The organism is Ruegeria sp. BC7 (genome assembly GCF_056539165.1).
In genome coordinates this window covers 227,967-250,375 of record NZ_JBQFUL010000003.1, presented here as the reverse complement: position 1 = coordinate 250,375, position 22,409 = coordinate 227,967, and the positions used below count along the sequence as shown (strand labels likewise).

17 protein-coding genes are annotated in these 22,409 nt (G+C 53.6%); 5 read left to right on the top strand and 12 right to left on the bottom strand.

The genetic code is table 11. From position 1 onward, the window contains the following. Positions 1–109 precede the first annotated feature (109 nt). The gene (locus tag ACR0KS_RS10260; RefSeq protein WP_170486599.1) at positions 110–1,894 is read left to right on the top strand and encodes a Na/Pi cotransporter family protein; all 1,785 of its coding nucleotides are present in this window, start codon (positions 110–112) and stop codon (positions 1,892–1,894) included. A 383-nt stretch (positions 1,895–2,277) separates the two neighbouring features. Here ACR0KS_RS10260 and ACR0KS_RS10255 read toward each other — a convergent pair whose 3' ends face one another. The 3 genes from ACR0KS_RS10255 to ACR0KS_RS10245 form a co-directional block, all read right to left on the bottom strand. Continuing rightward, a complete protein-coding gene (locus ACR0KS_RS10255; RefSeq protein ID WP_170563876.1) occupies positions 2,278–2,745 on the bottom strand; it encodes a hypothetical protein in 468 nt (155 codons plus the stop codon). 581 nt (positions 2,746–3,326) lie between these two features. Then, positions 3,327–4,835 carry a DUF1254 domain-containing protein gene (locus tag ACR0KS_RS10250; protein ID WP_170352520.1) on the bottom strand — a complete coding sequence of 503 codons (1,509 nt, stop codon included), beginning with the start codon at positions 4,833–4,835 and terminating at the stop codon, positions 3,327–3,329. Positions 4,836–5,004: 169 nt separating this feature from the next. After that, positions 5,005–5,286: a helix-turn-helix domain-containing protein gene (locus ACR0KS_RS10245; RefSeq protein ID WP_480693190.1), complete on the bottom strand. Its 282-nt coding sequence runs from the start codon at positions 5,284–5,286 to the stop codon at positions 5,005–5,007. 87 nt (positions 5,287–5,373) lie between these two features. Between ACR0KS_RS10245 and ACR0KS_RS10240 the strand changes: the two genes are divergently transcribed. After that, positions 5,374–6,500, top strand: a protein-coding gene (locus ACR0KS_RS10240) for an IS3 family transposase (protein ID WP_170563870.1) whose coding sequence is annotated in 2 segments (ribosomal slippage) — positions 5,374–5,638 and positions 5,638–6,500 — 1,128 coding nt in all. Because the reading frame shifts where the segments join, the coding sequence is not laid out codon by codon here. Between the two features lie 329 nt (positions 6,501–6,829). Then, positions 6,830–7,384 carry a DUF308 domain-containing protein gene (locus ACR0KS_RS10235; RefSeq protein WP_170563867.1) on the top strand — a complete coding sequence of 185 codons (555 nt, stop codon included), beginning with the start codon at positions 6,830–6,832 and terminating at the stop codon, positions 7,382–7,384. 352 nt (positions 7,385–7,736) lie between these two features. Here ACR0KS_RS10235 and ACR0KS_RS10230 read toward each other — a convergent pair whose 3' ends face one another. Continuing rightward, complete coding sequence (locus ACR0KS_RS10230; protein ID WP_170563865.1) at positions 7,737–8,867, bottom strand: mechanosensitive ion channel family protein; 1,131 nt, start codon at positions 8,865–8,867, stop codon at positions 7,737–7,739. A 290-nt stretch (positions 8,868–9,157) separates the two neighbouring features. Here ACR0KS_RS10230 and cls point away from each other — a divergent pair, with 290 nt between their 5' ends. Beyond that, positions 9,158–10,564, top strand: a complete 1,407-nt coding sequence (gene cls, locus ACR0KS_RS10225) for a cardiolipin synthase (RefSeq protein WP_170486477.1) — start codon at positions 9,158–9,160, stop codon at positions 10,562–10,564. A gap of 3 nt (positions 10,565–10,567) precedes the next feature. Here cls and ACR0KS_RS10220 read toward each other — a convergent pair whose 3' ends face one another. From ACR0KS_RS10220 to ACR0KS_RS10210, 3 genes are read right to left on the bottom strand one after another with little or no spacing between them, the layout of a single operon-like run. Continuing rightward, a complete protein-coding gene (locus tag ACR0KS_RS10220; protein WP_170486476.1) occupies positions 10,568–11,464 on the bottom strand; it encodes a YegS/Rv2252/BmrU family lipid kinase in 897 nt (298 codons plus the stop codon). A 16-nt stretch (positions 11,465–11,480) separates the two neighbouring features. Next, complete coding sequence (locus tag ACR0KS_RS10215; protein WP_170486475.1) at positions 11,481–11,942, bottom strand: phage holin family protein; 462 nt, start codon at positions 11,940–11,942, stop codon at positions 11,481–11,483. Positions 11,943–11,952: 10 nt separating this feature from the next. Further along, positions 11,953–12,207 (bottom strand): hypothetical protein, encoded by a 255-nt coding sequence (locus ACR0KS_RS10210; RefSeq protein WP_170486474.1) that lies wholly within the window; start codon positions 12,205–12,207, stop codon positions 11,953–11,955. A 534-nt stretch (positions 12,208–12,741) separates the two neighbouring features. Between ACR0KS_RS10210 and ACR0KS_RS10205 the strand changes: the two genes are divergently transcribed. Next, on the top strand, positions 12,742–13,569 hold the full coding sequence (locus ACR0KS_RS10205) for a YihY/virulence factor BrkB family protein (protein ID WP_170486473.1): 828 nt from the start codon (positions 12,742–12,744) through the stop codon (positions 13,567–13,569). 235 nt (positions 13,570–13,804) lie between these two features. Here ACR0KS_RS10205 and ACR0KS_RS10200 read toward each other — a convergent pair whose 3' ends face one another. The 5 genes from ACR0KS_RS10200 to ACR0KS_RS10180 form a co-directional block, all read right to left on the bottom strand. Beyond that, positions 13,805–14,611, bottom strand: coding sequence for a hypothetical protein (locus ACR0KS_RS10200; protein WP_170469327.1), 807 nt, complete (start codon positions 14,609–14,611; stop codon positions 13,805–13,807). A gap of 58 nt (positions 14,612–14,669) precedes the next feature. Then, on the bottom strand, positions 14,670–16,133 hold the full coding sequence (locus ACR0KS_RS10195) for a sulfatase-like hydrolase/transferase (RefSeq protein ID WP_170469324.1): 1,464 nt from the start codon (positions 16,131–16,133) through the stop codon (positions 14,670–14,672). A gap of 105 nt (positions 16,134–16,238) precedes the next feature. After that, complete coding sequence (locus ACR0KS_RS10190) at positions 16,239–18,164, bottom strand: DUF3604 domain-containing protein (RefSeq protein WP_170469321.1); 1,926 nt, start codon at positions 18,162–18,164, stop codon at positions 16,239–16,241. Positions 18,165–18,276: 112 nt separating this feature from the next. Next, positions 18,277–19,848, bottom strand: a complete 1,572-nt coding sequence (locus ACR0KS_RS10185; protein ID WP_170469318.1) for a DUF1214 domain-containing protein — start codon at positions 19,846–19,848, stop codon at positions 18,277–18,279. Positions 19,849–19,948: 100 nt separating this feature from the next. Then, complete coding sequence (locus ACR0KS_RS10180; protein ID WP_170469315.1) at positions 19,949–22,306, bottom strand: arylsulfatase; 2,358 nt, start codon at positions 22,304–22,306, stop codon at positions 19,949–19,951. Between the last annotated feature and the right edge of the window lie 103 nt (positions 22,307–22,409).

Below are 22,409 nucleotides of genomic sequence, written 5' to 3'. Positions count from 1 at the left end.
ACTTTTCCCAACACCGCATTTGGCTTAGCTACTTTGGGAAGGAAGCAGCTCTAGATTAAAATTGTCGATGTTGGCCTGTGAGGTTCAGCTGACAGCGGGAGGTTAATCCATGTCGAAAACGGTAACTCGGTTGTTGCCTTACCTTTTTGTTGCGTTTGCTTTTTTGAGCTTCAGCGCAGCCTACGCTCAGTCAGCGGAAACGGCAGAGCAGCAAGTAGACTGGCTGCAATTGGGCATGGGATTGTTTGGTGGCTTGGCGCTCTTTCTGGCAGGGTTGGATCTTTTGTCTGAAGGGTTAAAGAAGGCCGCTGGAAACACGCTTCGCAATGTTCTTCAGAAGTTGACCGTGAACCGGTTTATGGGCGCTGCAACAGGGGCATTCGTCACCGGTGTTCTGAATTCTTCCTCTGTAACGACGGTATTGGTCGTAGGATTCGTTACAGCCGGTGTTATGACACTGGCACAGTCCGTCGGTGTGATCATGGGCGCAAACATTGGTAGCACCGTAACTGCGCAGTTACTTGCCTTTAACCTCTCCACATATTCCTTGATCGCGGTCGCGCTTGGCTTTTTCATGACCTTTGGCAGCAAGAATGAGCGCCCCAAGTACATCGGTATGATGATAATGGGCCTTGGCCTTGTGTTCTACGGAATGGGCCTGATGAGCGATGGCATGAAGCCTTTGCGCAGCTATGAACCCTTCTTGGAAATTCTCGCCAGCATGGAACAGCCACTTTTCGGAATTCTGGCAGGAGCTTTGTTCACCGGGCTGGTCCAGTCCTCCGCGGCCACCGTAGGCATCGCAATAGCCATGGCCAGCGAAGGTCTTCTGTCTCTTCAGGCGGGGATTGTTCTAGCCTTGGGGGCGAACATAGGAACCTGTGTTACGGCATTGCTAGCGGCGCTTGGAAAACCGGTAGAGGCTGTCCGTGCATCCGTTGTCCATGTTTTATTCAACATAGCTGGTGTTCTTATTTGGCTGCCGTTCCTAAGCATACTTGCAGATATTGCCGTCAATGTTTCACCTGCGGCGGCAGAAGGTCTGGATGGTAAAGACAAATTAGCCGCAGAGGTGCCTCGGCAGATCGCGAACGCCAATACGATGTTCAATGTCCTCAATACGATGATATTTATTGGCTTCACGACAGCCTTTGCACGCCTAGCGGAAAGATTGGTCCCGGATCGGCCCGAGCCGGAAGACATTATTGTCCAGCCTGAGTTCCTAGATGACGCAGCGCTGGAAGCACCCACAATCGCGCTTGAAAACGTCAGAAGGGAGATCGAGCGAGCCGGTCACATCGCATTGGAAATGATGGATGCTTTAGGTGAAGGAGCCGTACATCACAAGAAGGATGAGTTGGAGAATGTAGCAAGACGCGATGATGAAGTGGACATCTTGACCTCGGAAATCATGAAATATCTCGGTCGCATACGGCAAAGCTCACTCACGGAAAGCGAAAGTGAAATCCACCAAAAACTCGTGACGGCAATTATTGATATCGAGAGTGCGGCTGACATCATCGAAACTGATATGGTTGAACTCCTCAAAACATTCTTCGACGGAGAATATTCCGAAGGCAGTCAAACGACCCGAGAAATGGTAGAGGGGCTGTGGACTTGTGTAAGGGAAAGCCTTGCACTTGCAGTTCGGGCTGTAGGGAATAGTGACGAGCGCTCTGCCCAAGAAGTTTTGTTGCTCAAGGACGATATTCGAGACCTGTCAGATCAGCTATTCGAAAGACATGCCAAGCGTCTAAACGCTGACGACCCTCGGTACTTAGAACGTGTTCGACTGCTTATGACCTTTATCGAGCAATTGCGCCATATGTATACGTTGACAAAGCGCGTCGCAAAAACACAACTTCCAGTCGAGGTCGCCACTGAAGCGGCCTAAGCAGTCTTCGAAGCAGGTTTTTCGAACACGGCACGTTATTATGGTATAGGAGGATTAAACATCCATCCTAGGTAACCATATGGTTTTATTGAACTTTGGCTGCGCAAAGGCTTTCTTGAAGCAAAGCCTCTTCAGCGACGAAAACAATCGCCGCTTCGACGACAAGTAACCGCTTTGCGAATAAAGCCACCTTGTGAATTTCCAGCAAAAGTCATTGGTTCCGTAGCTCGGCGGTTCCGGTAGATCGATGCAGTAAAGTTTACTCCAGCCGGAGTTCGCCACTACAGTTTCAAAAAAACTAATATGGCTTAGTCTATCACGTCGAAGGGCCGGGGCGATCTCATCGTTTCGTGCACAGGGCAGTATTGAAGACCTTCTCGATTTCAGAAAGCCTCTCCTTCAACCGAGAGATCCTTGAGCGCAGGCAATCCATGGCAGATATTGCGCCAGGTCCATTCGGCCAGGGCCTGCGGATCTCCCCAGTCCAGGTGATCTGGGCGTTCAACATCATCGATGTCGAAATGTAGCCAGGAGCAGCCAAGGTCTTCGAGAGTTGGATTCGCGCCATTTCGTGGTTTGGCCAAACGGCGGATTTTTTTGTGATGGCGGACCTCTTCCTTCACAGATCCAGACACCGCAACCTTTTGCACTGATTGAGAGAGTTCGGAGATTAGGGCAAGAAGGTCTTCAAAATCCGAAACTTCTCGCTCTTCAAATGTGAAGTTTCGTGCCCGGCTCGAGTTGTCTACGCCACCTTCATGAAATCGTTTTGTTTGAATACGTCCTGGCCGGGCTTCCAATATTGTGAATTTGGCAGGCTGGTATTCTTCGGAATGTGTTTTCTGTTTCAAATTGACTGCTCTTGGATCCGCAGGACGGAAAGCGATCAAAATGAATTGGTGCTGAAATAGGTCTTTCGTTGGTCACTGCACATTCTCCGGCCCGGCGGCTCTTGCTGTTGGCCGGCGGGATTGCCGGCACGCGCACACTCGGACATCTGGGTTTCGCCAGAATTAAAGCTGGGAGGTTTCCTGGGACCGGCTGAAATTCGGGCGGATTCAGAGCGAAGGAACTGGATTTCTAGGATCAAAGGTTAACGAAAGATTAAGAAATGGGTTTTGGGAGAGGGACATACCCTGACTTACCCCCCCCTATTTCCGTTAAACAGAAATAGGGGGGGTAAGTCCCCAGCCGTTCACTTAAGTTGTGCCCCCGACGCCTCGTTGGGGGTGTCATTTTGTGGTCAACTTCAGAAAGCTACAAAATGTTGTGGATTCGACGAGGAATTGCTTTTCTGCCGGTTGCCACGAGAGCAATAGATACTTCGCGATTGTGAAAGGTCAGATTCCTTGGTGCGCTGCGATCACAGTTGTCCAGGAAGCCCACAGTTCCCTGCGGGCTTTCAGAACTTTTTTATCCAACGATTTGAAAATTAGTCAATTTTCGCAACATCGTCGGGTTTCCAAGTTTGGTCGAAGAACTCGATACCCGTTCCAAACAGTCGCACAGCTGTCAGGAAGTTTCTTCCCTCAACGGTCTTGATGAAATTGGACTCAGGAGCGCCGTCTGGCAGCGTCGGACCGAAGTAGAGATCAACCGAACCATCATCATTCTTCTCGTAATCGTTGAATTGATTGATAGACGGCATGAACTGGTCAGTTTCCGGCATCGTCCCATCGGTTACGTTGTAGAGCGTTACTGCCCAGAACAGCTTCGCCGGAATACCCGCCGGCAGATGTAGCTTGTAGTGGTGGCTACCATTCAAGAATTCGCCGTCCGCGTCTCTGGCAGTAACCGGATATTTTGCACCACCATTGATAACGCGTTTAACCATTGCTGGTGACGTGCTGTATGCAAATTGCATAAAGGCAGCCCTTTGGTCGATGTCGAGGTAGCCGTCCTGCATAAACTCGGCGGTAGCTCCAGACCAAACGCGTTCATACTGTCTGTCATAGTAATAGAAGTTACGGCCATCCGGTCGACCGACCTGCCTGGAGGCAAAGATCATCTTTGGTGCAACTTCCATCGCCTTGTTCAAGGATTCCATTTGCTTGGCAGTTGGATTAAATGGCTCACCCTTCTTGATGCCGAGGGAAGCCAAAACACCGCGAGTAGCCGGCGGAATGGCCGAGTAAGGCTCATGGTCCACGAACTCTTTCATTTTCGTCCAAAAGTCGAAATCGGTTTCATACATCATGTTGAGGCGCTTGCCCGAGGCGTTCGGGAACTCCATTGCCGGAATATCCTTCTCCACTTCCCAAAGTGGGTAAATACGAATTTGTTCCGCCGTCGCGACCGCCTCGGAGGGATCTGGACCACCATCACCCTGCTTCATGATTGTGCGAAAGAAGATAAACACGTTGTATGTCGGAGACTCGAACGTGTAATACCCGCCATTCGGAACCGGGCCATCGTAGTTGGGTGGAAGAAGGAGATACAGTCCGCCTTTTCCGCCATCTGGACCAGCGGCGCCTACGTCCGTCAACGTTACTTGGAAGAAATCTGTGAGCATGCTCACTGTATTGGGTGGAGCCGCAACAACCAATGGGCCGGTTTCTTTGAGATCTGCGTAACCCATTGAATAAATAACGTCAGCGTTAGGTGTCGGAACCCAGGCGCGGGAGTCCATTCTTTCTTTCCAGATCGGAATGACGTTGTAGCCCGCTCCAAACACTGCCTCAGACCCATCGCGCAGGCCAATGGTGTTCATTGCCGGTAACATGTCGTAGTAGGCCTGAATCGCTCTATGATAGTAGAGTTCGTCTACCAATTTCTGCGCCTCAGACTCCTCAAGCCAGTTGCCATTGTTGATTTGCTGCATCAATGGCGGAAGCTCCGTTGAGACAGTGTCCTCATTTGCATGGGCCTTGGAGGCGCTGGCGCCCGCCGCAATGAGGCTGAGGGCAATTGCCGCCGATAAATGATTGGTAAGAAGTTTCATGTATCTCTCCTAAAAAATTTGATCGGAATTCTTGTGGCTGAAGGCGCCGCTGCGCAACCATCAGACTACTCGACAATGGTGGCCTCTTTGGCTGTCAAAATCACGCATCATTCTTATCCAAAATCTGCAAACATCTCTTGAGACTGGGTTTTTGAGACTAAACTTCCGTCTAATTGCGATGCAGTGTTTCCGATGGCAGGCAGCCGAACAGCCGCTTGTATTGGTTCGTGAAATGCCCTTGATGGTGAAAGCCGTAAGTCGCGGCCACGCTGCCTATTGTAGCCCCATTCGAGATCGCGCCTTGCAGTTCGCGATGCACTCTATTGAGCCTCATGCGTCGCAGCCAGGTCGCAGCTGAAAGGCCCGTGACATCTTTGAATGCATAGTGAAGTGTCCTAAGGCTGACACCATAATGAGCGCAAAGAGTGGTCAATCCTATGTTTCCGGTCACGTCGGATAGAACCAGATCTGTTGCGTCCCCCTGAGCCTCCCCAACTGAACTGGTCCACCACTATGTTTAGGAAATGGAGGACCAAGAATGGCGAATAAGCGACCGAAGCCCGAAGAGATTGTCTCGAAGTTGCGGCAGGTTGAGGTACTGATGGGACAAGGCATGTCCCGTCTTGATGCGATCAGGCAGATCGGCGTTGTTGAACAGACCTATTACCGCTGGCGGAAGAAGTATGGTGGAATGGGAATAGACCAACTGAAGGAACTGAAGCGGCTTCAGAAGGAAAACGAGCGGCTGAGGCGCGCGGTATCTGATCTGACGTTGGACAAACTGATCTTGGCGGAAGCCGCAAAGGGAAACTTCTGAGCCCCGCTCGCCGTCGCGCCTGCATCGATCACGTACGCAGCCGGTTCAACGTTTCTGAACGCCGGGCCTGTCGCGTGCTGGGGCAACACCGATCCACACAGCGGCATATCCCGCGCGGCCGGGCAGACGAGGACCGGCTGGCGGCCGACATGATCGAGTTGGCTAGGCAGTACGGCCGATACGGCTATCGCAGGATCGCTGTGCTGCTAAGAGACGCCGGGTGGTCCGTCAGCGATGGACGGATCGAACGGCTGTGGCGACGAGAGGGGCTGAAAGTGCCAATGAAACAACCGAAGAAGAGTCGGCTCTGGCTGAACGACGGATCATGTGTTCGGCTTCGGCCGGAGTATCGCAACCACGTGTGGAGCTATGATTTCGTGCATTGCAGGACCGATGATGGCAAAGCCTTCCGGACCCTGAACATCATTGATGAGTATAGCCGGGAGTGCCTGTCCATCAGGGTTGACCGGAAACTGAACTCGAGCAACGTGATCGACGCCCTGACGGATCTGTTCATCCTTCGTGGTGCACCCAGCTTCATACGCTCAGACAATGGACCAGAGTTTATCTCTCTGGCCGTCCGGGACTGGATTGCCGCCGTCGGTGCCAAGACGGCTTACATCGAACCTGGGAGCCCTTGGGAAAACGGATACTGTGAGAGCTTCAATGGCCGGTTCAGGGATGAACTTCTCAACGGCGAAATCTTCTACAGCCTACGCGAGGCACAAATCCTGATCGAACAATGGAGGAGACACTACAACACAAAACGCCCTCACAGTGCTCTGGGCTACCGACCGCCAGCGCCGGAAACCATCATCCCGATGGAACGCAGGCCAACGATGCACTAACAATCAACTTGGACCAGTCAGATCAGGCTGCTCAACCTACCAAGGTCTTGAGCGAGTTGGAGGGGCTAAAAGGCGAAGTTATCGAAACTTCGCTTTCCGTCAGCGACGAGAAAGAACTCCGCGCTGCACTTTCGAAGGGCTGAGAGAAGCATCATCGGTAACTCCTGACCGCGGCCAATTATCCACGGTCAGGAATCTGCCGAGAGATGCTGACACAATCAGACGAAATTCTCCTGTCCATAATGAAGAGTTCATGTCAGCTGGCAGGGCAAACCAAGAACCGTGGTGGCCGAACCGAGGATTGATGGAAGCGTAAGGGAGCGCAGAAAATGACAGAAATCATCAATGATCATCCCAAAAGCTGGGGCTGGTTTCTTGCTCTTGGCATTTTTCTGATGATTGCTGGCGGATCCGCTTGGTTCGCCCCGGTTTTGGTTGGTCTGATCGTTGAAACCGTAGTGGGAATTGCTCTGTTCATTGGAGGGGCAATCGGGCTCGTTCAAGTGGTCATTACCAAAGAAGGCTGGAATGCGCGGATAATTTATCTCATCCTCGGTGGGTTTAACGTGCTTGCAGGGCTAGTCCTGCTGGCCCGTCCGCTCGAAGGTGTTTTGGCTATTACACTGATCATGATCGTTGCCTTTTTCGTGAATGGTTTAATCCGTTTTGCCGTCGGTATCATGTCCAAGCCACAAGAAGGTGCAGGATGGATGATTTTCGCTGGTGGCTTGTCGGTCGTTCTATCGATGTATTTGCTGGCCCTGTACCCCGAAGTCAGTGTCTTTCTGATCGGCATCGTTGCTGGTGTGCTATTGGTCAGTGAAGGCGCGGGCTACGTGAGATACGCATATGGCCTTAAGAACGACATTTCCATGTCCCTGTGAAACGAGGTCATGCCAATTCTATTCTGATCACGCTACCAATCGGGTGCAAAGCGAAATCGCACAGCAATACTTGTCCCAACGCGCGGGGCGTAGCCTGACAATAAAATTGGCTTACTGGTCCATTTCAAACCCAAACTAGGCGACTCACAACGAAAGCGGACTGTCTCAGCTACAAAGAAAAACCAATTACCGAACCTTATGCAACCGTAGTAACCGGAGGCGTACAATGAAGCTGCTCGAAAAGCCAAGCTGACGATATCCAGATCCGAACTAGAAACTGAAACCAAAGAAGTTCAGCGGTAGTTTGAACAGAAATCAGAAAACGAAAACTGATCGTTCGGTAAACTCCAAACTAACCTGTCAGAGCGTCGTGGCTGTGCAGGTTTATCGTCTGCGTCGGATAGGCAAGCTCTGTATTTGCCGCCTGTACTGCCTCAAGGATCTTGAGCGACAGACGCTCATTCACCTGAAGGAAATTGTCATAATCAGGGTTGATTGTCCAAGCATAGAAAATCAGCGTTACGGCGCTGTCCGATAGTCCTTCGACATAGACATGTTGCGGAGCATCCTCTGACAACTCAAAATCTCCACTGGTCGTCAGGTGCTCCCGCAACGCATTCCGAACTTGCACGACCTGAGCCTCGGTGCTGCTCAATACCAAAGGTATGGAAAGCATGACCCGCCGATGGTGGCGATGCGAGAAATTGAGAACAACCGCATTGGACAACTCGGAATTCGGGACATAGCGGGGAATCTGATCGAACCCCCGGATAAGGGTGGAACGCAGGTCGATGGCCTCGACCGTGCCGACGAAAGATCCGTCGATCTGGATTGCGTCCCCGACTGCAAAGCGCTTCTCGCTCATGTTGTTCATACCTGCGACAAGGTTGCGGATCAGGTCCTGCGTCGCAATGGCCAGCCCGGCCCCCAACACACCAACCCCGGTCAACGCGGCACTGATGTCGACCTGCCAGACTTCCAGAAGGGAGGTGATACCAAACAGAAGGATGCCAAAACGGGCAACGCGCTCCATCCACCCGGTTTCCATTCGGACGTCCGAAAAGCGGTCGCTTTGAAGCAGGGATACAAAAGGTCCACTTAGGTTGTACCAACCGGAAAACACAGCAATCACGGCCACCGAAGCCAGAATTCGCCTGAACAGATCGACGGGCATTCTGGGAAAGTTCAAAACCTCCATAACCCCAAAGACGGCAAAGGTCACAAGGAGAACCGATGTCGTTCGTGTCAATTCCTGCACAACACTGTCCGAGATATCGATGGACAACCGCTTTAGTAAGGCCGAAATCAGCGCCATGATCCAGCGGGACAAAGACTTCCGACAGAGGACGACAACCACAAGGAAGACCACCAAGGCAACGACAACGCTCAGGTCCAAGCCGTCCAGCCAGTGATCAAACCGGTCGCGCACTTCGACAAAAGTGTCCATTGACGGGATATCACTTTCTTCCAGCTGGGAAACCACCTTCCTTCATTGACCTGGGCAGTAAGTAAGCCCAAACCAGAGCTTGTTTCGTTCTCAAAAATAGCATCCAAAACTCTTTACGAATACTACAGTTCTTTCCGGAGAACCTGATTAACACTTTCGGTAAAACCGAAATGGGTACACGGACCAAAAAAATGTCCTCGCAAAAGCTCCGAGAATTGGCAGAATTCCCTCACTGTTGCATACTCAAACTCAATTGATTTTTCCGCGCCGAACGTCCAACCCTCAAACCTTGCGGTCAGTTGGCGCAAGCTGAAGAGGGCCCAATTGTGTCTACAATTCTGATCCTGTTGCTGATCCTCCTGGAGGCCACTGCCATCTGGTTCGCTTGGCGGGCGATCTCATCGGCCCGAACGTCTCAAGGCGCCGTAGGTTGGGTTGTTTTCCTAGTTACCGCCCCATATCTGGGCGTTCCGCTGTATCTGTTTCTGGGTCATCACAAGTTCAGTAAATACCTGACCGGGCGCCGAAACAGCGAAGAGGTGATCGAGGGCATCAAGACTTTTCGCGAAGCCCATGCACCTGAGGTTCCCACCGAGTTTCCTTCCGAGGCATTGGAAAGAATTTCGGAACTCCCTGTAGTGCGTGGCAACAACATGCGCATTCTGATTGACGGGAACGAGACATTCGATGCGATCTTTGAGGCCATTGACGCTGCGCAGAACTATATTCTGGTTCAATTCTACATCGTGCACGATGACGAACTGGGGCGGGTTTTGCGGGACCGCCTGATCGCCGCTGCAAAACGCTCGGTCACGGTTCTGTTCATGTGCGATCCGGTCGGCAGCATCAAATTGCCTAACACCTATCTCAACGAGCTTCGTGCGGGCGGCGTTCGCGTGGTGGATCCCAGTCAGATGCGGGGGCCGAAAAACCGGTTTCAACTCAATTTCCGCAATCACCGCAAGACTGTGGTCGTGGACGGAACGGTCGGATTTACTGGTGGGTTGAATGTTGGAGACGAATACATGGGGCGAGACCCGAAGTTCGGTGACTGGCGCGATACGCATGTGGAACTTCGCGGTCCGGTCGTTTCGCAGTTACAACTTGTTTTTGTGGAAGACTGGCACTGGGCAACCGAAGAAATCCTGATTCCGGACATGAACTGGGAGGCAGGTCACATGGATGAAAACATGTCCGGCTTGATCGTGCCAACCGGCCCCGGGGACGAAATGGAAACCGGCGCCCTTTTCTTTTTCACGGCCATCGCAAATGCAAAGAAACGGATCTGGATCGCCTCGCCGTATTTTGTACCCGATGCCGATGTGCTCACAGTCTTGAAGCACGCCGCTCTGCAAGGGGTTGATGTACGCATTCTGGTTCCGGAGGTCATCGACCACAAAATCCCTTGGCTAACGGCCTTCGCCTATTTCGACGAAATTCGGCAGGCTGGTGTGCAAGTCTGGAGATACCAATCAGGCTTCATGCATCAGAAGGCTCTGGTCGTGGATGACACCCTGGCCGCGATTGGCACCACGAATATGGATAACCGCTCTTTCCGCTTGAATTTCGAGGCGATGGCCGTTTTCTTCGACAGCCGTGCTGCCAATGCGACCGCCTCCATGTTGGAAAAGGACTTTGAAAGGTCGTTGGTTCTGAACAAAACACTGGCGGAACAACCCCGGCACATCCGCGTCGGTGCCCCGATTGCAAGGTTGTTCTCACCGGTGCTTTGACGGTCAGTAAAAGGCGTCAGGTAGCGCGAATTTCAGCCTTCGAGGCAGAACCGAGATTTCGAATGTTGTATCCACCATCGGTTCCCCATCAAGATTCAAATGAAACGGCTTTTCGGTTTCCAGAACCGCCTGCTTGAAACGACTGCGCTGAACAAGTCCTGCAATCGGGTCGGTCAAGTCCGGCAAGCGTCCGAAAGGCAGTTTTTCCGGAAGCAGCCCATCGGTTGTCAAAACCCCCAGATCGAGCAACCCGTCGAACATGTCAGCTTCAGGTGTGACCTCAAACCCGCCTCCGGCGTAACGGTTGTTGCCTATGACGAGGGCGGAAATGGACGCCGAATGCGGCTCTGACCCATCTAGAGAAATCCGGGCCTGCGTGGGCTTCAGTTCCGAAAGCCGCGCCAGACCAGTCAAAGTATAGGCCAAACCGCCCAGATGTTTCTTGACCTCCTTAGGGGTCGTCGCGGTGATCATCGCCCCAAAGCCGCCACTGGCGACGTTCACGAAAGGGCGACCGTTGATCAGCCCGACATCAATCGGCCTTGCCTCACCCGTTGTCGCTCGCTTTAGCGATGTAGTGAGATCCAATCCATCATCACCGTAAGATCTGGCAAAGTCGTTGGCGGTGCCAAGGGGGATAAGCCCCATCGTTACGTCCGGCCCCGCATCACACCGCAGCAGGGCACTAGTCACAGCGTTGAGCGTCCCGTCTCCCCCTCCTGCAACAAAGTGAGTCGCCCCTTTAGCCAATCGCTTGCGGATCAACTTGCGCAACTGTTTGCCTGACCATGGGATAGTGACCTCGATGCCGAGTTCCTTTTCCAGAGGCCGGACCGCCGCTCTGACGTCAGGGCGGGCGGCAGATTTCCGGTTAAGAATGAGCAGCGAGCTACAAACCATTTTATCCAATCTCCGCTTAAGTCTTGAGGTTCTTGATCACAGCTTTGGCAACCGATCCCGCCAGCCCCGGAGCAAATGTCCCGAGTGGGTCCCGCGCCATCTTCTTGAGCGCATCCGCGGCAGACCTGGCTTCTTCTGCTGCAACGCGCAATTCGGCTTCGATGTCCTCCAGCGCCATGTCGCGAACCTCGGCCACAGGGGCGGTCTCCTCAGCAACCTTCGAGTTGTTGGCAAGCGCTACCAAAAGAACGGCAAGCGCCAAGTTAACTAGTGCGACTATCAGTGCTGCCGCTGGCCGAGAAATCATGTCAGACAAGGCAAAGAACGCTGCAACATTGAGCATGATCAAACCCACCCCGGCGGCAATGCCCGCCGCTGCCATCAAGCCGGTCTGCCGTCGGAGCACCGCAAGATGACGCTGTGCAATAAGGCGCTCGGAGCGCAGGACGATTGAGATGTTTCTTGAAATTCGGTTCATATCCCGTCTCCTATCTTGAGCGACCGATCAAATAACCCAGAGCAAACACTCCAAGCGCAAGCAGTATCGTCTTTTTGTGCGGAACGTCGTCGAACTCGGCCAAGAGATCGGCGATGTCCTTTTCCAAGTTTGGGGGTTCGGCCGCTTCTTCCTTGGCTTCGGTTGCCACGGCTTCCGATTCAGGGGCCGCAACCAACTCTGGTCGCTCAGCCAGTTGCTGACGCAATGCTGCAAGTTCCATCTCAAGCTCGGCTTTAGTAGCCATTATGACTTATCCTCCAACGCTGACTTAACGATTGACTAAGGACACATTCCACAACCCGCCAGGTCCAAATTGTTCGAACCACCCAGAAAGGCAAAAAAGTCTTCTTGCGCAAAAATTGTCCCCGCGGACACGCTGAATATGCAACGCCAAATAGTGTCCCGGATCAAGTGAGATGGCTATTCGGTTCGTGTAATGGAAAACTTGGTTGGTATCCTGTCCACTGGGTCCATATTGTCCTTTGGAAAGCTCCTGAGCCAGACCCATGGTCTGCCAATCACAAACCTGTTGAGGATGTTCAGTCGAAATTTCTGAAAATTGGCGCAACACGGAGATGTAAAAACCACCTTGTCTGGGGCTCCTCCATCGCGCTGCTCTGGACTATTCTGAACTTGTTGAAGACGCAGAAAAAAGCTTTGCTTTGTCCGGTCAGACGATCAACGTAGACACAGCATCTGAAATTTTTTCGTTGATACGGACCTAAGGGTGCCCGACGAGACAGCGTGATCCAGCACAGGGATAGGCCGAATAGATCCCATGAAACGCATTCTGCATCTGATGGTTTCGACAGCCGTTCGCTTTGACCGCAACGATGGGTGGGCGCACAGCAGTCATATTGCTCTGTCAATGCTGCTGGCCTTGTTCCCATTCTGTATTTTTGCACTTTCGCTCGCAGGGCAGCTCCACGCCGACATCAGCACGCAGGAATTGGCAGATTTCGTACTTGGAGCTTGGCCTGACGACCTGGCGGAACCAATTGAGCGCGAGATTTTGGCCGTTCTGGAAGCAAGCGATACGACCAAAATTACCTTTGGCGCTGTCCTCGCCGTTTTCTTTGCTTCGAACGGTATTGACGCCATTCGTAAAGCGGTCTCAGGCGCATACTACGAAACAGATACCAGACCGATGTGGTACACACGCCTGATCTGCATCCTATTTGTACTTTTTGCAGCTTTCGTTCTTAGCCTTGGGGGTCTTTTGACCGTCGCACTACCAGCTTCTTTCAGCTTTGTAGAAGAGTCAGCACCCGAACTGTATTCGGCGTTGTTTTCGAGCGAAATCCTCAGAGGAACAATCGCAGTTATGTTTCTAACCTTGCTAGTCACGGCTAGCCACATTTGGCTTCCGCAAACTCACAGACCTTTGAGACGCGTGTTCCCTGGGGTCTTTGTGACCCTCGTATTGTGGGGGAATTGTGGCTGGGGGTTCTCAATCTACATTCGTGATATATCAACTTACAGCGCAACATATGCGGGGCTTTCCGGCATCATGGCGACTATCGTGTTTTTGTATCTTATGGCGGCCGTGTTCATTTTGGGCGCTGAATTTAATGCCCAGAATGCCGAAACGGAAAGCTCCATCTGACATTTCGACCTATTCGAGTCCCGCCTGGACAACACGCTTGCAGTGATCTCTAGCACGTTTTTCACGCCACGCAGCGTTTCTATCGTCACTTTAGCTTTGAACTGATCCGTCAAACTCCGGGGCTTCGTCAATTTCGTATCTTTCCAATGTGGTCCGATACAATTTCGCCAGCCGTCTGATTTTCACAGACCACTTATGACGGTTCAAAGCAGTTCTCTTTTTTAAGTTTGGAGGATCAAAGAAACTGCATGTTTAGGGCGAAATAGACCTGCATCTTTGGTTGGCCAGCGCCCTTGTCGCGAACCGACCATTGCGGTTCTACAAACAGGTTGAAGACGGTCTTGTCACGCTTGACGACTTTGCCCAAGCGAATGCCCAGGGGAACAGAGTAGTTGTTGTTGCGGAAGTTGTATGTCCAGATAGGCGCACCGCCCGTGTACCAGCCGTTGCCCAACTGGTAGAAGGCAAAAGGCTGGAAGGCGCCCAAGCTGACACGGGGCCCGCCTTTTGTATCGCCAACCCCTCCACGCCAGGTCAGCAGGTATCCGTACTGGAACTTGGGCGATGTGGCATTGAAATAGACATTGGCGATGCCCAGCTGCCATTGATCCGATCCCAGCCGATTGTCGGTCGCCGTTGGCGCGACAACCTGCGGTCCTACCGCAAAACTGATTGCCGGGTTGCCGGTATCTATCTGGTAGGCGGCAAAAATGTCAAAATCACCGATCCCATTGACGGTCGATCCCCCGGTGCCGACCGGGAAGCTGTTGTACGGCAGCGAGGCGCGGATCAGCCATTTGGAATTCCCCCATTGCACGGGTTTGGCATAGCGCAATACAAACTGGTTTCCCGATTGGTTTCCCGGCCCGGTGAACTCGTCGATGTAGTAGTTCTGAATGTTGAACGCCGTTATGTCGGCCAGCGGGTTGTTTGCCTGTGCTTCTGCGTTCTGCGCAGCGGCTTCTTCCGAGTGCAGAGCTAATGCAGTCAGAGTGGCAAGAACCAACACCCTGAAAATTGAAAAATACCTAGAAGAAGTCATATACCAATTCCTTTCCAACAGGGTACAAACGCCGCCGTTTTAGTGCTGTGGGTTTGATTTACCTAAAGTCCGTCATATTCGGCGGCGACGGATTGGGGTGATCCTTCAGCGTGGCGAGATAGGTGTTGATGATTTGCAGATAAGGCGCCATCGCCCAGCCTGCGCCGGCATGAGCTAAGTTCACTCGTTCCTTTGGGTCCGCTTCGATGTTAAAAATCTGCGGGAAGCCGGCGGTATCGGTGATCGCACCCATGTAGCCGCCTACAGCCGGGTTGGTTTCGGTAACCCCGACTTCGAACGGATAAAAACGGAATTGCCTCCAGCGAACGGCGGCGATGCGGTCGCCGATGAAGGTGATAAGACTTTCGCGGGCCGATGTGTCCGAGTTACCAAGCAAGAAATCAGATTGGTCCACTCCGTCAATGGGGCGGTCGGTTGGGATATCTGCGCCAATCAAGTTGGCAAGTGTCGGGAAAAAGTCGTGAATGGCAAACATCTCGTTGCTGACCCTTGGTTCGACTGCTCCCGGCCACCGGATCATGCCCGCCGTGCGGATTGAGCCTTCGTAGGCGTCCCCCAATTCCCCTCTGAATGGCCCGTTGTCGCCCTGATGCACTTCGTCCAAAGACGTTGCGGTCACCGTCGCACCATTGTCCGAAATCCAGATTACCATTGTGTTGTCGCGGATGCCCGCCTGATCGATAGCAGCCAGAACCTCGCCGGTGCGAATGTCCAATTCCATAACCGAGTCGCCGTATTTGCCAGCGCCAGACATGCCCATGAATTCGTCGGTTGTGTCATTAGGGAAGTGTGGCCGGGTCCACCCGATCATCAGGAAGAATGGGGCCTCCGCCTTGGCTTGCTCCGTGATGTAGGCGGCAGCCGTAGTGGCAATGTCACCTTCGATCTGTTTGCGGTATTCGAAATCATAGGGCCGCACAAAGGAGGTTTCGCCCGGCCCCCTGGCCTCGATGATCTTCGCACCGTATGCCTCTGCTTCGGCATCCGACATACCAAGCGCCTTGATATTTGTGCTGTAGGCGGAACTGTCGCTCGTGCCGGAAAATCCCACCAGCCATTGATCAAAACCCTGGTTCTGTGGCTGGCTGACAGCCTGCGGACCCAAGTGCCATTTGCCGACATAGGTCGTGTCATAGCCGACTGATTTGAACAACTCACCCAAGGTGACGTCATCTTCCTGCAACCCGCCACCGGCCCCGGGCGCGATCACCAGGGACATGCCGTTGCGGATGGAATACTGCCCGGTCTGCAATGCCGCCCGCGACGGAGTACAGCCCGGTTCCACCATGAATTGCGTCAGTCGCAGGCCCTCGGAGGCAAGCTGGTCGATATGTGGGGTGCGCATCCCGCCCCGGGTGCCACCGTTGTAAACACTGAGATCACCGAACCCGAGATTGTCGGCCAGCATCAACACAACATTGAGACGTTGCTGAGCGATGGCAGCAGTCGAGGCAAATGCAAAGAAAATCCCGACAAATATAGCCGCATAGCGCAGTTTCATAGTGTTCCCCTTTTGAGGTTTGAAAAGTTGATGCCGCTGGCTCGACAGAGTTGTCATCACTATCCTGGCGGAAACGCGGGTCCTGTCCCACGCTTCCATTTGCGCTCAACCTTCAGGGGTGTACCAGATCGGCGAGGTGTAGGCCCTGTCCTGCAAGATCATAGGAACCTCTGGCGCCATTTCGATGCCATAATACTTCGCGTCATGAGCTTGCCAGGTCGGCTTGGGGATCTCCAAAACGCGAACATAGTAAAAGGCGCGCTGGGAAGGATCGAAGTCCGGATCGGTCCAAACCACAGCCAGCATCGGATCACCAACGGTATTGGTATAGCTGGCGTTGGCGATATCCACCGTGTTGCCAACATCGCTGTCGCAGGCATGATTGCTAATCGTACGACCGTCAGAACAGGCCATGTCGTAAACCTTTTCCGAGGTTGTCCCATCTGCATTAAGCCAGCCTTTGACCATCTGTAGCCGGTCTAGGTTCGCATTATCTGGATCACGCAGGGCGCGTACCATGAAGGTTGGTGCCTCGTCGGCTGGCGCATTTGTCAGGTCTCCCCCCATCGGCACACCTGCGGCATAGCCACGCTCAGCGAAATCGGGCCGTTCCACCTCGTCTACTTTGAAGTCCCAACCACCGAAGACCCGCACGGTTATGCGCGACCCTGTAGTGGCGTAAACTTCTTTGCGGTTGATCGCGTCAAACAGCGCTTCCCGGGTATTCTCGCGAGCCCAGACACCGGTCAGGCCGGAAGCCAGAGTTTCCCAGTTGTAGTAATCGGTTCCCTCCAGTTCGCCCTTCATGAAGACATGGCTCCAGCGACCCGGATCCGGTTCAGCCGGAGGGTTTTTGCCAAAGAAGTTGTCCTCGCGGGTAGTGACCAAAGAGGTATGCGCATCAGTCGAACCAATCATGCCGAACTTAAACGGGTTGGTGCCTAAGGTTGCCTCATGTCTCAGACCAAGTCGTAAGGCAGATCGTGCGTATTGATGCGGCAACATCTCTTCCGTGATCCGATTGCGCCCACCAAGGTCCCCTTTGTCCCAAGTGCCAAAATCGGCCCAGCGATCATCTGGCGAGAGGGCCGGATGAGTTTCACCATCCCCCTTGATCTGCGTCATCTCGTAGATCGGTTCAAAGCGCATCCGCTTCCTAGCATAGGATTCATCTAGCGGTTCGCCATTGTTGCGGTTGTCAGAAAACATCAACCCGGTGCCCCAATTGCCATTGTGCGCGGCCGCAAGAGTACGCCCTCCTGTGTTGTTCTCGTAGGCTTCCATCCAATCCCAAAGGTCTTCAGGATCGTCCGAATCAAAGGTTGCAAAGGGAATAATCTGGCCAGCGCGATCCGCACCATCGCGGAACATAACCACTCGGTGCAGATTGTTGCCGTTAGAGGAGGACGACCACTCAAACCCAATGATCGACGTAAACACACCGGGGTCATAATACTGTTCAGCGTAGGCTGTTGATTTATCCCAAGCCGTACGCTGAATCGAAGGGTTTTCGACCAGATTTTCTAGTCGGGCAGCGGAGTCCACAACCTCATAGAAAGCTTGCATTCCCTGATCCGGATCGCCGCTTTGGCGCATCTTGTACCAGCGCGCGGTTACCGGATCTTCTTGAATGACCGGATCGCCTTTGGCCAGCATGTCCGCCAGCCCGAAATACTCGGCATGGTCAGCCACAACCAACCAATCCAGAGGCCGATGAAGCCTAACGCGGCTACCAGTGCTAGATACCATTTCTTCACCACGGGCAAATCGATAGGCATCGCCTGGATCCAAAGTATTTCCAAAAAAACCGCCATCAATAGAATACGACGTGTGGAGGTGGGTGTCTCCCCAGAACACCTGATTAGGCATGTGCTGGTCGACAAAAGGTGAATAGTCTGGGGTGTTCACACCGACGTCAGCGGGATCAAGTGTACCGTAGCCAAGACCTTCTTCCCGGTCCTGTGCGGCAGTTGCGGTTCCTAAACCTGCTACAAGGCCTAAGGAAACTAGGCTCGAAGTCAGTCTGTTCATAGCATTCTCCTCGGACTTCTTAGTGACATTTCTCCTGTGGCGTCTCTTGCTCAAGTACGCGAGTTTCGGTGCCACGACGGGCGGATGCCTTATCGCAGGCGGCAGTTTTGTATCACTTCGTGTATTCGTCGAAATTCTCGACCCGGTGGATGTTTGGCAATTGGTAGGTGCCGTCAAAGAACTCGGCATGTGCCCCGTACGCCCGGATATACGGGAACCAGCCCCGGCCTGGTAGTGTACGGACATAGTTGGTTTCCCACCCCTTCGGAGCGGCGTCCGGCCCCAACATCACGGCAAAGGACCCGTCCTCGTTCTTTCTCGGTTTGTGCTCGAGACTGTCGATGGTCACATCATCTCCAGACTCAAGCCCGCGATTGTCCAAAAGAACACGTGTGTCAGGATCATAGATCGTTAGCGACCAGAACAAGTCTGTCTTTGGTTCTCGGTCAAACAGCATAACATATCGCTGTTCGCCCTTGAGCCGCTCTCCATTCGAGTCTTCGAACTTGGCGACATATCCCTGCGCTTTCCCGGGCCGGGGTACGGTCATCGAAGGTGAGGTCAATTGCGCCTCGTAGGTATACCGGGCCCGGGGATCAAAAATGTCAAAGTTCTGAGTGCTTTGATCGTACTTGATTCCGTCACCCCATTCCCCGCCGAGCACGTAGCGCCAGTCGAACTCTCGCAAAACGCCATCCAGACGTTCGCTGAACACGAAGGACTTGGCCATCATCTCGCCCACCTTGGCCCCGTCCAGCAGCGCCGCTGTTTGACGTTCGTTCGGTTCGAACGGCTTCCCTCTCTCGATGCCAAGAGACCGCAGCCAATACATGAACAGGCGGTCTCGTTCGGCAAGATGCTCATTGTTGATAGCGGCGTGCAGGACTTTCCAGAATGCCATGCCACGAGGCTGAATCGTCGGAAGGAACTTGTCCCCGCCGGGGTGAACCGTCGTGGCCGGTTCGGAACCGTAGCGATACATCTGAATCTGGTTCCAGGTTTTCTGCACTGTATCCACATCCGCTCCGGCCACTCTAGCCAGAACGACGGCCCGGTCTGTTCCGATCTCGTGAACCTGGAAGTCATCGCCAAGCTTTTTCTGGTCGGGTCGCATGTGTTGTGGCGTGTTCGGGCCTACAATGACGTGCTTGCCGCCTTTGCCTTCAAACGGTCCGAAGATGCCAATATCCGTCGGAGATTCCTGCCACATGTCGATGACCATGCCGATGACGATCCCCGGCGGGACATCCAGCACAGTCGCGGCACCCTTAGTGTTGAGCAGACCCAAGGCGTAGTTTGTAGTTTCGTTCGCAGTCAGGTATCCGCGACGCTCGTTAAACGACTCGATCCGTACGAAATCACCGTAGTCAAAGTCGAAGTTGTTGAAGTAATTCTGGGCAAGCCGTTCCTGCGCTACGATTGGCAAGGCCCACAGATACAGCTGTGCGGCTCGTTGGTGGTCGATCAACTCATAAATCCGAGCAGCAGATTCTTCCGTTGGAAAACTGTGTTCGAGATCAAAATCACCAAAGAAGGTTTCGACAGATCCCGTGACCGGCATCGCTGCGGAGAACTCGTCATCGCTTTGAATGTCAGACAGCCGCATCTCTTCGGCTACTGCATGTGTGCCCAAAAAGGCAAAGCTCGTGAGAGCCGACACCAGCAATAAGATTTTAGCTTTCATAATCTAAACCTCCAACAAAGGGGCAACTGGCCAGTTTGACTGGCCAAGGAATAAGATCCCGCCCAAGAGATGCATTTCTTTCGGGCGGGTGCCTGATCAATCAGCCGCCCAAATCAAGGTTGACCACAACCTTTTCGATCCCACCCGGGAAGTCGAACGGCACATGGTAACTTTCGCTCACAGGCTCACCCGCGTCCGAGCCAACATCAAAGGTCTCGTCCAGCGAAATGCGGAAACCCATGGTGCGGTCGATCCGGCCTTCACCAACGAGAGTGTCATTTACGAACAACTTGCCGGTGCCACCCTTGCCAGGCCCGCCGCCGTCGTATTCGAAATCGTAGCGAATGACATGTTTGCCCGGTGCCAGCACATCGCCTTCGATGTTGTACCGCTCGAGATTGGCAACGTTGTATGTGTAGACCGGCTTGCCGTCGAGCACATAGAGCGCCCATCCACCAAAACGACCGCCTTGAGTCACCAGCATGCCGTCAGTGTCCCCTTCGCCAATCTCGACATGCGCCGTGATCGTGTGCGACTTGTTTTTGAAATCAGGCGCGGTGCCTTCAGGTATACGCTTCATGTTGTCGTAGTACGTGAACGTATCGCGACCCAAAGTCAGGCTGGGGCGAAGGGCCACGTCTAGTCGCGGCTTGCGTTGGCTATCAATCGGGAAGGCATCATATTTTCGCGCCTCGCCGTAGAACAGGATCTGTAGTTCTTTCAGCTTTTCCGGGTACTGATCCACCACGTTGTTGGACTGGGAAAAGTCCTCGGCCACGTGGTAGAGTTCCCACTCCCAGTCATTAATTACATCGCTAGGTCTGTTCAGACTGGCCCAAGGAACGTCGAACGGTGTAGTCGCCGCGACCCAACCATCATTGTATATGGCACGGTTGCCGAACATCTCGAAGTACTGCGTGCGACGGGTCGATGGGGCTTCGGCATCGTTGAATGCATACATCATGCTGGTGCCTTCGATGGGAGATTGCGCCACACCATTGATCGAATGCGGTGCCGGCAGGCCAGCGGCCTCCAGAATGGTCGGCATGATATCGATCACGTGGTGGAACTGGTCACGCACTTCTCTTTTGCCTTCGATCTTGGCAGGCCAGCGAATGATCATGCTATTGCGTGTGCCGCCAAAGTGGCTGGCGATCTGCTTGGTCCACTGGAACGGCGTATCCATAGCGTGCGCCCATCCGACCGGGAAGTGACCAAAGGTATTCGGCCCACCCAGCTCGTCCATCCGTGCATAGGTGTCCTCGAAAGGCACTTCGATGGCGTTGAACATGGTCATCTCGTTCAACAGACCGTCTGGGCTGCCCTCGGCGCTCGCTCCATTGTCGCCCATTAGGTAGATGACCAGCGTGTTGTCCAATTCGCCTGTATCCTCGACCGCATCCAGGATCCGGTTGATCTGGTGATCCATATGCGCCAGCGCGGCTGCGTAGACTTCCATCATACGGGCGTAGAGCTCTTGCTGCTGGGTCGTCAGTGAATCCCAGGCGCGAATATCCGCTGGGCGTTCAGTCAGTTTTGTGCCTGGGGGAATGATCCCCATTTCCAGCATGTTGGCATGGGTCTGCTCGCGGACGGAATCCCAGCCCATGTCAAACTGACCTTTGAACTTGTCGATCCATGCTTTCGGCGCATGGTGCGGCGCGTGGCTCGTTCCCGGAGCATAATAGACAAAGAAGGGTTTGTCGGGCGCCAGCGCGTGTTGTTCGCGGATATAGTTGATCGCACGGTCGGCCATATCCTCGTCGAGGTGATAGTCCTCGGTGTTCGGTGGTTCGACCGGTTTGGTGCCCTCAAAGATTGCCGGCGTGAACTGGCTGGTGTCGCCGCCGATGAAGCCGAAGAATTGTTCAAAGCCCAGCCCTGTTGGCCACAGATCGAACGGACCGGCCTGGCTGGATTGCCAATCCGGCACATTATGGTTCTTACCGTACCAAGCCGTATTGTAGCCGTTGCCTTTTAGGATTTCGGCAACGGAGCCGTTCTCCTTCGGCATCAGCGAGTTGTAACCCGGGAATCCGGTTCCCAGTTCCATGATCACACCGGTGGCGTTGGAATGGTGGTTGCGACCGGTGATCAGCGCAGAACGAGTTGGGGAACACAGTGCCGTGGTGTGCATCTGCGTGAACAGCAGCCCATCCTGTGCCAGACGCTCATACGCCTCCGTCGGAACCGGCCCGCCGAATGGCACACTGGCCCCAAAGCCCACATCATCCGGCATGATCAGGAGAATGTTCGGAGCGCCTTTGGGGGCCGTAACCTGTCTTGGAAAATCCAACGTCGACTCGTTGGTTCGCAACCCGGCATGACCACGGAACTCGGTCATGGGTATCGGTAAAACGGAACGGTCCCAATGGTCTTTGTCGTCTGCTTGCACAGCAGCAGGCAGACCACCCAACGTGAGTAACCCAGCTAACAAACAAATGAACCCAGCTTTCATTAGATTGCCTCCTAATTTCTTGATCTGTCGGTTCTGGTCGCCGAGGCTATCTGGGTCGGAAAAATTGACTCCTTCAGGGAACATCAGCGGATCCGTAATCCCC

Coding starts and splice junctions, on each gene's coding strand:
- ACR0KS_RS10185 (WP_170469318.1), bottom strand. CDS start 19,848: ATGAAAGCTAAAATCTTATTGCTGGTGTCGGCTCTCACGAGCTTTGCC.
- ACR0KS_RS10205 (WP_170486473.1), top strand. CDS start 12,742: ATGAAACGCATTCTGCATCTGATGGTTTCGACAGCCGTTCGCTTTGAC.
- ACR0KS_RS10250 (WP_170352520.1), bottom strand. CDS start 4,835: ATGAAACTTCTTACCAATCATTTATCGGCGGCAATTGCCCTCAGCCTC.
- ACR0KS_RS10215 (WP_170486475.1), bottom strand. CDS start 11,942: ATGAACCGAATTTCAAGAAACATCTCAATCGTCCTGCGCTCCGAGCGC.
- ACR0KS_RS10180 (WP_170469315.1), bottom strand. CDS start 22,306: ATGAAAGCTGGGTTCATTTGTTTGTTAGCTGGGTTACTCACGTTGGGT.
- ACR0KS_RS10260 (WP_170486599.1), top strand. CDS start 110: ATGTCGAAAACGGTAACTCGGTTGTTGCCTTACCTTTTTGTTGCGTTT.
- ACR0KS_RS10190 (WP_170469321.1), bottom strand. CDS start 18,164: ATGAACAGACTGACTTCGAGCCTAGTTTCCTTAGGCCTTGTAGCAGGT.
- ACR0KS_RS10235 (WP_170563867.1), top strand. CDS start 6,830: ATGACAGAAATCATCAATGATCATCCCAAAAGCTGGGGCTGGTTTCTT.
- ACR0KS_RS10200 (WP_170469327.1), bottom strand. CDS start 14,611: ATGACTTCTTCTAGGTATTTTTCAATTTTCAGGGTGTTGGTTCTTGCC.
- ACR0KS_RS10210 (WP_170486474.1), bottom strand. CDS start 12,207: ATGGCTACTAAAGCCGAGCTTGAGATGGAACTTGCAGCATTGCGTCAG.
- ACR0KS_RS10195 (WP_170469324.1), bottom strand. CDS start 16,133: ATGAAACTGCGCTATGCGGCTATATTTGTCGGGATTTTCTTTGCATTT.
- ACR0KS_RS10220 (WP_170486476.1), bottom strand. CDS start 11,464: ATGGTTTGTAGCTCGCTGCTCATTCTTAACCGGAAATCTGCCGCCCGC.